This is a genomic window from Bacteroides togonis, assembly GCF_900130135.1.
Classification (GTDB): domain Bacteria; phylum Bacteroidota; class Bacteroidia; order Bacteroidales; family Bacteroidaceae; genus Bacteroides; species Bacteroides pullorum.
This window is the reverse complement of the sequence record NZ_LT670820.1, coordinates 2,937,200-2,951,788: the sequence shown is the minus strand read 5'-3', so window position 1 is coordinate 2,951,788 and position 14,589 is coordinate 2,937,200. Positions and strand designations below refer to the sequence as shown.

At 49.7% G+C, this 14,589-nt stretch carries 13 protein-coding genes; 7 read left to right on the top strand and 6 right to left on the bottom strand.

Annotation, left to right across the window (positions count from 1 at the left end):
* Positions 1-20: 20 nt before the first annotated feature.
* A complete protein-coding gene (gene prfB, locus BQ8005_RS12495) occupies positions 21-1,139 on the top strand; it encodes a peptide chain release factor 2 (protein ID WP_021848799.1) in 1,119 nt (372 codons plus the stop codon).
* A 434-nt stretch (positions 1,140-1,573) separates the two neighbouring features.
* Here the strand turns inward: prfB and BQ8005_RS12490 are convergent, their stop codons facing one another.
* The 4 genes from BQ8005_RS12490 to BQ8005_RS12475 all read right to left on the bottom strand — a co-directional run bounded on the left by BQ8005_RS12490 (position 1,574) and on the right by BQ8005_RS12475 (position 6,184).
* On the bottom strand, positions 1,574-2,383 hold the full coding sequence (locus BQ8005_RS12490; protein ID WP_075318291.1) for a hypothetical protein: 810 nt from the start codon (positions 2,381-2,383) through the stop codon (positions 1,574-1,576).
* Positions 2,384-2,405: 22 nt separating this feature from the next.
* On the bottom strand, positions 2,406-2,822 hold the full coding sequence (locus tag BQ8005_RS12485; RefSeq protein ID WP_075318290.1) for a hypothetical protein: 417 nt from the start codon (positions 2,820-2,822) through the stop codon (positions 2,406-2,408).
* A gap of 230 nt (positions 2,823-3,052) precedes the next feature.
* Positions 3,053-3,853 (bottom strand): basic secretory protein-like protein, encoded by an 801-nt coding sequence (locus BQ8005_RS12480; RefSeq protein WP_075318289.1) that lies wholly within the window; start codon positions 3,851-3,853, stop codon positions 3,053-3,055.
* 12 nt (positions 3,854-3,865) lie between these two features.
* Entirely contained in the window at positions 3,866-6,184 is a 2,319-nt protein-coding gene (locus BQ8005_RS12475; RefSeq protein ID WP_075318288.1) for a GH92 family glycosyl hydrolase, read from the bottom strand.
* 387 nt (positions 6,185-6,571) lie between these two features.
* Between BQ8005_RS12475 and BQ8005_RS12470 the strand changes: the two genes are divergently transcribed.
* From BQ8005_RS12470 to BQ8005_RS12455, 5 genes are all read left to right on the top strand, one after another.
* Positions 6,572-7,342 (top strand): carboxylesterase family protein, encoded by a 771-nt coding sequence (locus tag BQ8005_RS12470; RefSeq protein ID WP_075318287.1) that lies wholly within the window; start codon positions 6,572-6,574, stop codon positions 7,340-7,342.
* Positions 7,343-7,488: 146 nt separating this feature from the next.
* Entirely contained in the window at positions 7,489-7,623 is a 135-nt protein-coding gene (locus BQ8005_RS17815; RefSeq protein WP_021848792.1) for a hypothetical protein, read from the top strand.
* Complete coding sequence (locus BQ8005_RS12465) at positions 7,624-8,091, top strand: CYTH domain-containing protein (protein ID WP_021848791.1); 468 nt, start codon at positions 7,624-7,626, stop codon at positions 8,089-8,091.
* Positions 8,092-8,164: 73 nt separating this feature from the next.
* Entirely contained in the window at positions 8,165-9,451 is a 1,287-nt protein-coding gene (locus tag BQ8005_RS12460; RefSeq protein ID WP_075318286.1) for an MgtC/SapB family protein, read from the top strand.
* Positions 9,452-9,631: 180 nt separating this feature from the next.
* Positions 9,632-12,172, top strand: coding sequence for a TonB-dependent receptor (locus BQ8005_RS12455; RefSeq protein WP_075318285.1), 2,541 nt, complete (start codon positions 9,632-9,634; stop codon positions 12,170-12,172).
* Positions 12,173-12,333: 161 nt separating this feature from the next.
* On the opposite strand, the gene BQ8005_RS12450 is transcribed toward BQ8005_RS12455, so the two are convergent.
* Both BQ8005_RS12450 and BQ8005_RS12445 read right to left on the bottom strand, forming a co-directional pair.
* Positions 12,334-13,053 carry a ComF family protein gene (locus BQ8005_RS12450; RefSeq protein ID WP_075318284.1) on the bottom strand — a complete coding sequence of 240 codons (720 nt, stop codon included), beginning with the start codon at positions 13,051-13,053 and terminating at the stop codon, positions 12,334-12,336.
* Positions 13,053-13,856 (bottom strand): inositol monophosphatase family protein, encoded by an 804-nt coding sequence (locus tag BQ8005_RS12445; protein ID WP_075318283.1) that lies wholly within the window; start codon positions 13,854-13,856, stop codon positions 13,053-13,055. Before BQ8005_RS12445 ends, BQ8005_RS12450 begins: the two co-directional genes overlap by 1 nt.
* A gap of 126 nt (positions 13,857-13,982) precedes the next feature.
* Here BQ8005_RS12445 and BQ8005_RS12440 point away from each other — a divergent pair, with 126 nt between their 5' ends.
* Entirely contained in the window at positions 13,983-14,510 is a 528-nt protein-coding gene (locus BQ8005_RS12440; RefSeq protein WP_075319189.1) for an NUDIX domain-containing protein, read from the top strand.
* Positions 14,511-14,589 lie beyond the last annotated feature (79 nt).

Here is a 14,589-nt window from a genome sequence, read left to right as displayed (position 1 = left end):
CGAAACAAAGTATTTTCATTATGATAACCGCTGAACAACTGAAAGATATCAAAGACCGTACCGAGGCGTTGAACCGCTACCTGGACATCGAAGGCAAGAAAATTCAGGTGGAGGAAGAACAGCTTCGCACACAGGCCCCCGGCTTTTGGGACGACCAGAAGGCCGCCGAAGCACAGATGAGGAAAGTGAAAGGACTCCAGCAGTGGATTTCCGGCTACAACGAAGTGAAAACCCTTTCGGACGAACTGCAACTGGCATTCGACTTCTACAAGGACGAGCTGGTGACTGAAGAGGAAGTGGACGAGGCCTATACCAAAGCAGCCGAAGCTGTCGAAGCTCTCGAACTGAAGAATATGCTGCGCGAGGAAGCCGACCAAATGGACTGTGTGCTCAAAATCAACTCCGGTGCAGGTGGTACAGAAAGCCAAGACTGGGCCAGCATGCTGATGCGCATGTACCTGCGCTATGCTGAAACCCACGGCTACAAGGCTACCATTGCCAACCTGCAGGAAGGCGACGAGGCAGGCATCAAGACTTGTACCATCGAAATCAGCGGCGACTATGCCTATGGTTACCTGAAGGGTGAGAACGGTGTGCACCGCCTGGTGCGCGTGTCGCCCTATAACGCCCAAGGCAAGCGTATGACATCATTCGCCTCCGTATTCGTCACTCCGCTGGTGGACGATACCATCGAAGTGAACATCGAGCCGGCCCGCATCTCCTGGGATACCTTCCGAAGCGGCGGCGCAGGTGGCCAGAATGTGAACAAGGTGGAGTCCGGCGTCCGTCTGCGCTACCAATACAAAGATCCCTATACGGGCGAGGAAGAAGAAATCCTGATAGAGAACACCGAGACGCGCGACCAGCCCAAGAACCGCGAGAATGCCCTCCGCCTCCTCCGCTCCATGCTCTACGATAAGGAGATGAAGCACCGCATGGCTGAGCAGGCCAAGATTGAGGCGGGCAAGAAGAAGATTGAGTGGGGTTCGCAGATCCGCAGCTACGTCTTCGACGACCGCCGCGTGAAGGACCACCGCACCAACTACCAGACCAGCGACGTGAACGGTGTGATGGACGGCAAGATAGACGGTTTCGTCAAGGCCTACCTGATGGAGTTCGCAGGAGCGGGCGAGGCTTGATGTAGAAATACTGCCCTACTGGGAAAATAAAATTCTCCAGTCAGAGAATAATTTTTCCCTAACTGGAGAAAAATACGGGACATTTAGACTCTCGACTTTATATCAAAAAGCACTTCTTGAAAGAACGGAGCGAAAAGGCTGCCAACTTATCAAGAAGTGCTTTTTCTATGATGCGATTTCACAGTAATTCTTTGTTGTTGAGCATATTATTGTGAAACCAATAGAGTTGTGTGAAACATCTGCTTTCACACCAAGAAACAGACTATCAGCCTTTTGCCTACGCGTGAAAGCGTGAAAGCTATTTTCGGGAAAGACATTTCCATGAAGATGTTTTCCAAGTTTATAAACATCTACTTTAGCGACGTAACTATCTACTTGAGAAACGTAACTACCCACTTTGTCAGCATAATGATGTAAACCTACCAATGTATGTATTAAGGTCTCTGAATGACCTGTTGCGTAAACACCTCCACGCCGGGATAGGACGTCGGAATCTGTCCGGTCACGTCTTCCAGCAGGGCTACAGTGGGGAGTACATCTGCTTTTGTAACAGTCTTCTTGTCGCTATAGGGTACCACTGCCAGCGTATGTTCTTTCTCTTCCAGCTGGAAACGATAATTCCAAAGATTCTCTTCGTTTCGGTCGGAGTTGACGATGAAGGTTCCCTTCACCATTTCTTCTTCCTTATCCATCTCCGTGGGATAGAAGCAAAGCGTGCCGCTGTATGAGTCTTGGGGATTGTCGAATATCATCCGATAGCCTCCGCCGGCCTGCTTTACGGGGACGGTGGCCAGGGCTTCTTCACGGAGTTTCTCCAGCTGTTCCTCCGTCAGTTGGTCTCCTCCTATGATGAGTACGTCCATACGGTCGATGGCCAGCGTCTGTTTGCTTTGGAAGACCACCACTTTTAGGACGATGGACGCACCCGTGCCGTCGGTCACGGTGACATGTGCCTCGCCCCAGTCCTGCGGATAAAGTACGAAGGCGTTAGGATACTTCATGTCAATTTTCAGTACGGCGGCATTGTCGCATTGTGCGGTGTAGTTGCCGTCGCCGCCCAAGATGGTAACGGCGCCTGCGCTTCCGTCCTCTTCGCTCCGGGGGAAACATACATCTACGGTGTTGTCTTCATCAACCGACTGGTCGAAGCGAAGCGGATTACTCTCTTCGTCGTTACATCCTGTCAGAATAACAGTACAGAGAAATACGAAAAGCATTCCGAGTTGTTTCTGAATTCGTCTCATAGTTTTTTCTGTATTTAGTCTATTATTGTCCGCGGAAAGTTACAAAAGTACCGTCTAACAGGCAGGAGAAGACATCAAGTTTGATATAAACATGGTCCATGTAAATGGTTCCGCCTCCCGGATAACTCAAGGCAATGGAATTCTGCAAATTGTTGGCCCATCGCCAATAGAAGCTGTAAGTTTCTTCCCATACCTCTCCATAATAGTTATATAACAACGATTCGTCGCCCATACCACCGGGATAGAAAATTATCTGATGGTTGACGAACGTTCCGTTTTCCAGCGAATAGTTGGCTTCCCACAGATGATCGCATAGCTCCCAGGTTGTGGCTCCGGTTCCTCCGTCATAGTCACTTTCGCCGATGGAGCAACTGCCTCCCACCGTCAAAAGAACGAAAAAACAGAATAAACTAAACAGATATCGTTTGCATTCTTTCATGTTGTTCGGTTTATCAGGGGTTCAAAATTACAAAATAGAGCTAAAAACTCCAACAGTTCAGTATAATTCTCAACCTATGTTGAGGATTTACAACCGACTGTCAAAAAAGGAATGAGATTCCAAAGCACAAACCTTGTACAAGTCTTTTCTTCATGGTATAGTTATCGAAAATGAATTCTATTCATATCTCATGAACGGTCTGCACTCCTCCTTGTTTTTTTTATCTCTTTTTAAGGCTGTATATCGCCTACCGCTATCTGATATTCGCGCCACAACTGATCTATGTTGCAGTCTTGCCCCAGGATGTGCTTCACTGCTCCGTCGAACGACCAGGGAACGACCTCCAGCGCGCTCCGGTTGAACTTGCGCAGGAATTCGGCGTCTTTGTGGTCGCGTAGCCAGACGAGGAAGTAACCGGTCGTACGGTATCCGTCCATGTAGCTGCCACCTTTCGGGCGCGCACTGGGGCCTTCGAAGCCTCCGTTGGCTATCCGCACGGCGTCTGCCATACCCTCGATAAAGGCGCGGAACGTCGAGCTGTCTCCGTAGCTGCCCACTCCCTGCGGCTCCAGCTGATAGGCGTGTGTCAGTTCGTGGAGCAGTACGCCGCGGGTTTCGAACAGCACCTTGGCCGTGTCGTCCTGACCAAACGATTGCTCGATATGACGGGTACTGTAGAAGATGCTGACGTAACCGTTTCCGCCGCTCTTGGCTGAAACACCTTCGATGTCTTCCAGCGTATAGTGGATCTGGTAGACACGGGGAATGCTGTCTTTGGGAGACGTGTAGAGGGTGGCCAGCACGGTGCGGGCCTGTTCCTTGATGTAGCTTTCGGGCCGGGGGATGATGCGACGATAGATATCCGACCCGGCGGTTTCGGGCGCCTGGTCCTCGAACAGGACGCTTCCTACGTTGTAACGGTCCCATACGGTGACCGGCTGGTCCGGCTGTGGATTGTCACTGGTGGTGCAGGCTGCCGCGTTGGCGAGCAGGCTGGCTGCACAGGCAAATGATAACATCAGTCTTTTCATTAGTTTAAGTTTTTAGGATTGGGTTAATGAATAAGGTTTGTCTTGGGCGGAGAGTCCGCGGCGTTTGTTGGGCGAGGACGACATGCTGAACTCGAAGACACCGCCTTTCATCAGGTCTTCGTGGGTGATGTACATCTTGTCATAAACGGTACCGTTGATTTTCAGCGAACGTACGTAGCGCTTCTTGTCGCTCACTCCGGGCGCTTTGATTTCCAGTGTCTTCCCGTTGGGCAACTTCAGCTTCAGGTACGGCAGGTAGGGGGCTCCCAACACGTATTGGTCGGTGCCGGGGCATACGGGGTAGAAGCCCATGACGGAGAATATATACCAAGCCGACATTTGTCCGCAGTCGTCGTTGCCTCCCAGTCCGTCTGTTGCGTTGCGGTACATCTTATTCAGGATTTCGCGTAGCCAGTATTGGGTCTTCCACGGTTGCGAGGTCCATGCGTAGAGGTAGGGGATGTGGTGACTGGGTTCGTTTCCATGCACATATCCGCCTACGAGACATGCCTCCGTGATGTCCTCGTTCTGTTCGTAGAACTGCTTGGGCAGGTGCATCGTGAACAGCTTGTCCAGCTTGTCAATGAACGCCTTTTCGCCACCCATCAGCGGGATGAGGCCCGCCACGTCGTGGGGTACGTGGAAGGAGAAGTTCCAGGAATTGCCTTCGATGAAGCCTTCCCCGTGGGTCTGCAGTACATCGAAGTCAGGTTTGAACGAGCCGTCCTTCAGCTTGGGACGTGCAAAGCCGATGCTGGGGTCGAAGAGGTTGCGGTAGTTGAGGGCGCGCTCGCGATAAGTGCGGGCTACCTCCTCGTTGCCGGCTTTCAGAGCCGTCTGGTAGATGGTCCAGTCGTCGTAGGCATACTCCAGCGTCGTGGAGGCTGCGGTGGCACTTTGCTCGAGGGGCACGTAGTCCAGCTTTATGTAGGCTTCCAGCCCTTCGTAGTAGGGTACCGTCGAGGTGCTGACCATGGCAGCCAGGGCTTCGTCGGCAGGGGGATAGTTACCTTTGGCAATGGCGTCTGCCAGTACGGACACGGCGTGGTAACCGCTCATGCACCAGTTCTCGTTCCCCATCAGACTCCATACGGGGAGCATGCCATGTACGCTCTGCTGCTCGTGCCGGATCATGGAGGTCACCATGTCGGCATTCCGGGCCGGCTGGATGAGGTTCAGCAGCGGGTGCTCCGCCCGATACGTGTCCCACAGGGAGAAGATGGTATAATTGGTGAATCCCTGGGCCTGGTGGATGTTGTGATCCAAACCACGGTAGGAACCGTCCACATCCATGTAGACCGAAGGATTGATCATTGTGTGGTAGAGCGAGGTATAGAACATGGCTTTCTGATCGGGTGTGCCTTCTATCTCGAAGATGCCCAGGTGCCGGTTCCAGTCTTCTCCGGCTTCCGCGGCCAGCTGCCCGAAGCTCTTCTGTGCGGCTTCGGCCTGCAGGTTCTTGAGGGCTCCTGCCGTACTGGTGGCCGAGAGAGCTACCTTGACAACCAGTTCCGACTGACGGTCGGTGTCGAAGTTGAAATAGGCCACCACCTTGCGGCCGCCCATTTCGGGGAAGTTTCTGTTTACGTCAAAACGTCTCCAGAAACCGTTGTACAGCGTCTTCCCCTTTTCCTGGTAACCATAGTCGCGGATGGGTTGCGAGAAGGAGATGGCAAAGTACGTGTAGTTGGTGCGTGCCCATCCGTTGGTGATGCGGTAGCCGGTCAGCAGGGTGTCGTTCTCCACACGGAGGTTGCTCCACAACACTTTGCCGTCGTAGTTGTAGATGCCGTGCACCAAGTCCAGAATCAGATGGCCCTTTTCTCCTTCGGGGAACGTATATTTATGAATGCCGACCCGTTGCGTGGCGGTGAGCTGCGCCCGTATGCCGTAATCGTCCAGCATGACTTCGTAGTAGCCTGGCGCCGCTTTCTCGGTGGCGTGACTGAAGCGCGAGCGGTAGCCCTCGTCGGGGTGGTCGGCACGGCCGGGGTTCAGCTTCAGCGGGCCGGTAGCAGGCATCAGCAGCAGGTCGCCCAGGTCCGAATGCCCCGTTCCGCTGAGGTGGGTGTGGCTGAAGCCCACGATAGTGGGGTCCTGGTAACGGTATCCGGCACAATAAGCATACGTGCCCTTCTGATACACTCCGCCTACGTTGTGGGGGATGGTGTCTGTATCGGGACTGAGCTGTACCCAGCCGAAGGGAGTACAGGCTCCGGGAAAGACGTGCCCCATCCCGTTGGTCCCTATCAGGGGATTGACATAATCTGTCGGCTGCTGGGCCGCGACGGGCAGAATAACTGTCAGAAGGACAATCAGTGCAGCACCCATTTTAATATAGACATTACTTAATTGACGGAACGTACAGTTTTTTATGATAAACCTGTACCAGGTGGTTAAAAATAATTGATTCATATTCAGGGTATTAGTTGAAGAATTCTATTTATAAAGACAAAAATAGGATTTTGACGACAATTCAGCAAGTTTTAAATACCGTTTATCGTTCATCCTTCCATTACCCCCAATATTCTGTTCGTACAAGCGATTAAGTTCATCAGACGAACAAAGGCATACCCGACAGGGAGTAATAAATTGATTGAACGTTTTCATGATTATCACAGGTAAAGTTTAGTTCGGCTAAGATAGTTCCTTTTGTTCGAAAACTCTTGTTATGCGGAGAATTATTTCTATTTTTACGGAAAAAATCAGGTTATGACTATGAAACGCGTGGTAAACTTTCTCTGCCTGTTGTTGGTATGGGCAGCCGCTTCCTCGCAGGGGGCCTTTTTACGTAAAGATTATGTTTCCGATCGTGGAGACACGTTACGCTATCGTTTGCTGGAGCCGGGAACTTTGGAGCCCGGTGCAAAATATCCGCTGGTTCTGTTTCTGCACGGAGCTGGTGAACGGGGTACAGACAATGAAAAACAACTGAAACACGGAGCACAAATGTGGCTTAATCCCGTGAACCGCGAACAATATCCCGCTTTCGTTCTGATGCCTCAATGTCCGCCAGACGACTATTGGGCTTATATCGGACGTCCAGCTTCGCTACAACCATCGGATATGCCTGTGGATGTACCTCTGTCTCCGTTGCTTCGCACACTAGAAGAACTGCTCGATACCTGGTTGGCAAAGCCTGAAATAGACAAAAACCGCATCTACATCATGGGACTCTCAATGGGAGGCATGGGCACGTATGATTTGGCGATTCGTCACCCCGACCTATTTGCCGCTGCCATTCCTATTTGCGGTACGGTCAATCCTGCCCGTTTCACTCCGGCACTGAAGCAAGTAAAATTCCGCATCTTCCACGGCGACGCTGATAACGTGGTGCCTGTAGAAGGTTCGCGCGCCGCCTATCGGGCATTAAAGGAACTAGGGGTTGACGTGAAGTACACAGAATTCCCCGGATGTATGCATGAAAGCTGGAATCCTGCTTTCAACCTCCCTGACCTCATGAGCTGGCTGTTCGAACAAAAAAAGTAAGATAGAAAACAGATATTTGCCGGCAAACGAACTGGAGGCATAATAACAAAGAAAATGAGTTCTTGAAAAAATATCCCGTTTCGCTTGCATTCTTCCCAAATTCTCTCTTACTTTGTTCAACGTTGAACTTTAAATGAAACAGTATTATGGGAAAGAAAGAAAAGAAAGTGATGCACACCCGCAAGGAAGAACAACAAGGTAAAAAGGTAATGATCGGTCTGGGAGTAGCAGCAGTAATTTTAGCAATCCTGATGTTTGTTGCCTTCACTTATCTGGCATAAATGGGACAGGAAATAGAACGCAAATTCCTGGTTGAAGGAGAATACAAATCGCAAGCCTATGCCCATAGCCGCATTGTGCAAGGTTATATCTGTAGCACAAGGGGGCGAACTGTACGTGTCAGAATCCGTGGAACCAAAGGTTACCTCACCATCAAAGGTGCATCGGATGCCACAGGCTTGAGCCGATACGAATGGGAGAAAGAAATACCTCTCGATGAGGCACAGGAACTGATGAAGCTCTGTGAACCGGGAGTCATAGACAAGACGCGCTATCTGGTACAGAGCGGAAAACATGTCTTTGAAGTGGACGAGTTCTACGGTGACAACGAAGGACTGGTTATCGCAGAAGTAGAACTTGCCTCAGAAGATGAAACTTTTGAAAAGCCGGATTTTATCGGACAAGAGGTGACCGGTGACATACGTTACTATAATTCACAACTGATGAAACACCCCTATACACAGTGGTAGTGGCAAAGGGCCTGCATACATTATATATTTATAATTCCCCTGACAAGAATACCGCAGGGACAGAGGGCCGTTTATGGAAAAATTGTATCAATACTTGCCTGAGGAATTGGTTACTTTCGTCTTGGTAACCCTTTTTTCCTTGCTCATCGGGCTTTCACAACGAAGAATCAGCCTGAAGCGTGAGGGTGAGACTACACTTTTCGGAACCGACCGTACGTTCACCTTCATCGGTATTCTGGGCTACCTGCTCTACATTCTTGATCCTACAGACTATCGGCTGTTCATGGGAGGAGGTGCAATATTAGGGTTACTATTGGCTCTAAACTATTATGTCAAACAGACACGTTACCATGTGTTTGGCGTGACAACTATTGTCATAGCCTTGATTACCTACTGCCTGGCTCCTATCGTAGCAACCCAACCTTCCTGGTTTTATGTAATGGTAGTCGTAACAGTATTGCTGTTCACCGAACTAAAGCATACTTTCACCGAACTGGCCCAACGCATGAAAAACGATGAAATGACCACTTTGGCCAAGTTTCTAGCCATCAGTGGTATCATCCTCCCCATGCTCCCCAAAGAAAACCTGATACCTGGTATCGACCTGGCACCTTACAGCATCTGGCTGGCAACAGTTGTCGTTTCAGGCATCTCCTACCTTTCTTATCTGCTGCGACGGTATGTGTTCCATCAGTCAGGCTTGCTGGTTTCCGGTATCATAGGCGGACTATACAGCAGTACGGCCACCATTTCCGTACTGGCACGTAAAAGCCGTACGGCTACCGCAGAAGAGGCGCCTGAATATGTAGCTTCCATGTTAATGGCTGTGAGTATGATGTTTTTGCGCTTCCTGATACTGATCGGTATCTTCAGCCGTGAAACATTAGCCTGTATCTACCCTTATCTACTGATTATGGCATTGGTCACAGCTGGTGTAGCCTGGTATATACACTCCAGATTGCCAGCATCTGTAATGGGTAAAGTAGAAGAAGAAAGTAGCAATCCACTGGAATTTAAAGTTGCACTAATCTTCGCAGTATTATTCGTCGTATTCACAATAGCCACTCATTATACCTTGATTTATGCCGGAACGGAAGGATTGAACCTACTTTCTTTCATCTCCGGATTCAGTGACATAACCCCTTTTATCCTCAACTTACTGCAAGGTACAGGTGGAGTTGCCACCATCGTTATCACAGCTTGCAGTATGCAAGCCATCATCAGTAATATCATCGTAAATATGTGTTACGGTTGGGCTTTCGCCGGACGAAAAAGTGCTCTCCGCCCCTGGATCTTACGAGGATTCGGGATTGTAATTACCATAAATCTGTTCCTACTCCTGTTCTTCTATCTGGTGTAACCAACAGCCACCACAGATAACGGAAACGGTGAAGTCATCCACTATTGACCTTTTTTAACTCCGAAGATATCGTAATTGCGATAAAAGCAGCTATTTTTGCTGTCCGCATGTGATTTAGGAGCACATGCAACGTCTAATAAGACGATAACAAGAATAGTCAAATAAATTAGAAAAAAACGCATGAACTTAAAAGCTACCGTGCTGCTGTGGATACTTTTCATATCCGGGCTGGCAGCAGCACAAAACTCAGCTGTTTCTTCTTTCCAGCTGAAAGGAATTCTGCTCGACTCGTTGACGCAGGAAGGAGAACCTTATGCTACTATCCGTGTGGCACGTAAATCGGCACCCAATAAGCCGGTAAAAATGATGGTTTCTGACATGAAAGGACGGTTTCAGGAGAATGTAAAAGGAACCGGAAGTTTCATTATGACCATCACTTCAGTAGGACGCAATCCCATTGTAAAAGACTTCTCTGTCAAAGCCGGTCAAAAACTGGTGGATTTTGGTACGTTATATGTCACTGATGCCTCCAATGAACTGGGACAAGTGGAAGTCGTAGCACAGAAACCGCTGGTAAAAGCTGATATCGACAAAATTGAATACAATGTAAAAGACGATCCCGACTCGGAAACCAATACTTTGCTCGAAATGCTCCGTAAGGTACCGCTCGTAACCGTAGACGGAGAAGATAACATCAAGGTAAATGGTAGTAGCTCATTCAAGGTCTACGTAAACGGAAAGCCCAACAACATGATGAGCAACAACCCGACAGAAGTACTCAAAAGTATGCCCGCCAATACCATCAAACATATTGAAGTCATTACCAACCCGGGGCCGAAGTATGATGCCGAAGGTGTGGGAGGTATCCTGAACATCGTGACCGAAGGCGGTGGATTTGAAGGCTATACCGTAACGCTGAGCGGTAACGTAAGCAACCGTGGCGCAGGCGGTGGTCTGTTCGGTACGGTACAGAAAGGCAAGTTTACTGTGAGCGCCCGCTACAATTATAATTACAACGACAGTCCACGCAGTTATTCAGGAGGAACGCAACGGGCTACAGATACCAGTGCAGAGGTTGCCAACCTGGACTATGAAGGCAGCAGCAAAGGCGACGGTTCTTTCCAGTCGGGCAGTATGGAAGCCAGCTATGAAATCGATTCACTGAACCTGATTTCTGCCTCATTCGGTTTGTGGGGCGGCGGAAACAACAGTAACGGCGGAAGCAATTATGTGGGTAATTCACCACTGGACAACCACTTGCTTTATCAGTACGGTATCGGAAGTCACAGCAAATCATCCTGGTATTCTATCGATGGCGGAATCGATTACCAACGTCTTTCCCCCACCATAAAAGGACGCATGTTTACCTTGTCTTATAAGGTGAATACCCGTCCGCAGACATCGGATTCCTATTCGGAATATGACATCGCCTATGGCCATGATGACTGGACCGACTATCTGCGTCGTCTGGAAGACCAACACAATGACGGAAGCCAAAATACGACCGAACACACGTTCCAGGCAGACTACACAACCCCCATCGGCAAACTGCATACCATCGAATCGGGCGTAAAGTATATCTTACGTAACAACTCTTCGGACAACGACCGTTACTTGCGGACAGCAGCCGACAACTCGGACTATGTGTTCGACGAAGAATACAGCACACATTACCGCCATCAGAACGATATCATCGCAGCTTATCTGGGCTACGGTCTGAAATGGAAGAAACTGTCCGGACGTCTGGGCGTTCGATACGAACACACCATCGAGGACGTAAAATACCTTTTGGGACGCGGCGATGACTTCCGCAAGAACTATGACGACGTAGTACCCTCCGCTTCGCTGGGCTGGAAACTGACCGACCTGTCCAACCTACGTTTGGGCTATAACATGCGCATCTATCGTCCCGGCATCTGGTATCTGAATCCTTATCTGAACGATAGTAACCCGTCCAGCCTCAGCCAGGGTAATCCGGAACTGGACAGTGAAAAAAGCCATGCTTTTGACCTAAGTTACAGCAACTTTACGCCGAAGTTCAACATCAACGTATCTGCCCGCTATTCGTTTACGAACAACAGCATCCAGTCTGTTACCAGTCTTGTATCCGAAGATGATATTCCCGATCTCTCCGAAGACAAAAAAACAGGTAAGGACGTACTCTACACGACCTATCAGAACATCGGTAAGAGCCGTAACCTCAACCTGAGCGCCTATGTCAACTGGAACGCTACGAAAGACACCCGCGTTTACGCCAACCTGTTCGGCGGTTATACCAGCCTGAAAGGTGCCAACGGACTGGAAAACGACGGCTGGAACCTCTTCGCCTATGGTGGTGCACAGCAGACTTTCAAACACGACTGGCGCCTGAGTATGAACATCTTTGGCCAAACACCGTGGATCATGCTGCAGGGTAAAGGCAGCAGCTTCTTCAGCTACAGCCTGAATCTGAACAAGTCGTTCATGAACCGACGCCTGTCGCTGTCAGCTTTTGCAAGCAACTTCTTCCAGAAATACAATAAGTTTAAGTCGCACATCGAAGGACAGGGATTCATCCAGGACAGCTGGAACAAGTACCCACAAATGCGCTTCGGACTTAGTGTCAGCTACCGCATCGGTGAACTGAAAGCCAGCGTAAAAAAAGCCGCACGTACCATTACGAACGACGACGTGAAGTCGGGTGGCGGCAGCGGCGCTGCCGGTGGTGGAGGTGGCGAATGATGCCGTCGCAACACAGTGCTTTCTGAGGTCCTGACACAGTGCTTCCTCACCCTCTCATACAGTGCTTTATGAGGAGGTGAGGAAGCACTGTATGAGACCCTCAGGATATATAGTATCAGGACACAAGAAAATACGGTAACGGAAGGAACTGGAGTGCAGCTTCAAATCGCAGCTTTCGCCAGCGTCAGCACGCTGATACGCAAGTCCTCAACACCGGCAAAAGCATCGGCACAGGCTGTCACCGTAGAACCTGTAGTCAGCACATCGTCCACCAGCAAAATATGCTTGCCTGCATAGCGTTCAGGATGATCTACCCGAAAAATTCCTGCCACATTCTCCCAACGCTCGTAAGCCGATTTGCGTGTCTGTGTCTGGCTGTGTACACATCTTTTTACTGCCTGTACATCCAGTTCAATTCCCGTCACATCCGCAATACCGGAGGCCAGGCATTCGCTTTGATTATAACCTCTCGCCCGCAGTTTACGAGGATGCAAAGGAACCGGCACAATGGCATCTATCCCGTCGAAAAAACCGCTTCCAGCAATTTCCTCCGCTATAAAGCGCCCCATCGTCCGTCCAATATCTGACCTTCCTTCATATTTCAGCAGATGGAGGATATGGCGGAAATTACTTCCCTTGTGATAGAGGAAATAAGAGGTGGCACGCTCCAACGGAATCTTTCCCCAAAACAGTTTCTCCACGGGATTGTCCCGTTCCAGGTGCCAGTTTGTGCGAGGCATGTCAATATTACAACGCAGACAAATCACCTCTTCGCCTTCGTGCAAACAATTCCCACATACAACGCATCGACGCGGAAAAAACAGGTGTGCCAGCCCCTGTAACCAGAGTCTCCAACTGCCCACTTTTACCTTTCCTTCCATTAAAGACCTTCGGGAAGAGATTCCTGCACAACTTCCAAGAACGTATCGTGTAAGGCGCCATTGGTAGCTACGATATGATGCCCTTCGAGAAACGACGTACTTCCCTTAAGATCAGTCACCCGCCCTCCGGCTTCCTGTATCATCAATGCGGCAGCCGAAAAGTCCCACTTTCCAATAAAAGCCTCCAGCCAAGCGTCATATCTCCCTGCTGCCACATAACAGAGTGCCAAAGCGGCCGACCCGTTCATACGGATAGCGGCTACTTTTCCGTAAAGCCGTTGTATCAGATGTTGCGCCGTACGGGCATATTGACGGGCATTATAAGGAAGTTCCACCACGACATAGGCATCGTCTAAAGAAGCGACATCGGATACTTGCATCCGGTCTCCGTTCAAGTAAGCTCCCCCACCCTTCCAGGCATAGAAACATTCGTCGCGCACAGGCTCATAGACCACGCCCAACAACAGCTCGTCTCGATTCCTCAAGGCAATACTCACACAATAAGGTGCCACGTCGTGAATATAGTTCGTCGTGCCGTCCAACGGATCGACAACCCAACAGCAAGGCTCTTCGTGATAGTCAGCCGAGCCTTCCTCTGTAATAAAACCCGCTTCGGGCAACAAGGCACGCAATGCCGACACCACCCGTCGTTCAGACTCCTTGTCGACATACGACACATAGTCATGAGCATTCTTCTGCTCCACCGCTTCCCGACGAAAATTCTTCCGCTCTTCCTTCAAGAAATGTCCGGCTTCCCGGGCTATCCGACAGACTTCCCCTGTCAGCCATTCCAAATTATCCATATCCCAGTTCTTAAATTCAACCAAAAATAGCAGTTTCCTGCACATTTACCAAAGAATATATCCCAAGATTTTACTAATTGCTTACCTTTGCAGGCATATACCAACATTCCAAATACTTTGATGAGCATGACTGAGCATCCTCTCTCGCAATTCGCCTATTGTCCCAAATGCGGTTCTCCCCGTTTCGGGATACATAACGGGAAATCCAAACAATGTCCCGATTGTGGCTTTGTCTATTACTTCAACCCGTCCTCGGCCACCGTGGCCTTTATCGTCAATGAACGACACGAGCTGCTCGTATGCCGACGTGCCAAGGACCCTGCCAAGGGAACACTCGACTTGCCCGGAGGCTTTGTCGACATGTATGAAACGGCCGAAGAAGGTGTAGCACGTGAAGTTCTGGAAGAAACCGGCATGACTGTTACACAAGCACAATACCTGTTCTCCCTGCCCAACCTGTATCTTTACTCAGGCTTCACAGTCCATACGCTCGATATGTTTTTCCGCTGTCAAGTAAAAGACACACTCCATTTTCAGGCTATGGACGATGCGGCAGATACCTTCTTTGTTCCTTTTGAGAAATTACAACCAGAGGAATTCGGACTTGCCTCCATCAGAGAAGGATTGAAGAAATTCCTGAAAGAATTTGTGTGATATCCTAAAAAATATCAACAGGGCAAACAAATGCCAGTCAAAAAACGTACTTTTGTAAATATACTTATTACACCATAAA

Coding starts and splice junctions, on each gene's coding strand:
- prfB (WP_021848799.1), top strand. CDS start 21: ATGATAACCGCTGAACAACTGAAAGATATCAAAGACCGTACCGAGGCG.
- BQ8005_RS12490 (WP_075318291.1), bottom strand. CDS start 2,383: ATGAGACGAATTCAGAAACAACTCGGAATGCTTTTCGTATTTCTCTGT.
- BQ8005_RS12485 (WP_075318290.1), bottom strand. CDS start 2,822: ATGAAAGAATGCAAACGATATCTGTTTAGTTTATTCTGTTTTTTCGTT.
- BQ8005_RS12480 (WP_075318289.1), bottom strand. CDS start 3,853: ATGAAAAGACTGATGTTATCATTTGCCTGTGCAGCCAGCCTGCTCGCC.
- BQ8005_RS12475 (WP_075318288.1), bottom strand. CDS start 6,184: ATGGGTGCTGCACTGATTGTCCTTCTGACAGTTATTCTGCCCGTCGCG.
- BQ8005_RS12470 (WP_075318287.1), top strand. CDS start 6,572: ATGAAACGCGTGGTAAACTTTCTCTGCCTGTTGTTGGTATGGGCAGCC.
- BQ8005_RS17815 (WP_021848792.1), top strand. CDS start 7,489: ATGGGAAAGAAAGAAAAGAAAGTGATGCACACCCGCAAGGAAGAACAA.
- BQ8005_RS12465 (WP_021848791.1), top strand. CDS start 7,624: ATGGGACAGGAAATAGAACGCAAATTCCTGGTTGAAGGAGAATACAAA.
- BQ8005_RS12460 (WP_075318286.1), top strand. CDS start 8,165: ATGGAAAAATTGTATCAATACTTGCCTGAGGAATTGGTTACTTTCGTC.
- BQ8005_RS12455 (WP_075318285.1), top strand. CDS start 9,632: ATGAACTTAAAAGCTACCGTGCTGCTGTGGATACTTTTCATATCCGGG.
- BQ8005_RS12450 (WP_075318284.1), bottom strand. CDS start 13,053: ATGGAAGGAAAGGTAAAAGTGGGCAGTTGGAGACTCTGGTTACAGGGG.
- BQ8005_RS12445 (WP_075318283.1), bottom strand. CDS start 13,856: ATGGATAATTTGGAATGGCTGACAGGGGAAGTCTGTCGGATAGCCCGG.
- BQ8005_RS12440 (WP_075319189.1), top strand. CDS start 13,983: ATGACTGAGCATCCTCTCTCGCAATTCGCCTATTGTCCCAAATGCGGT.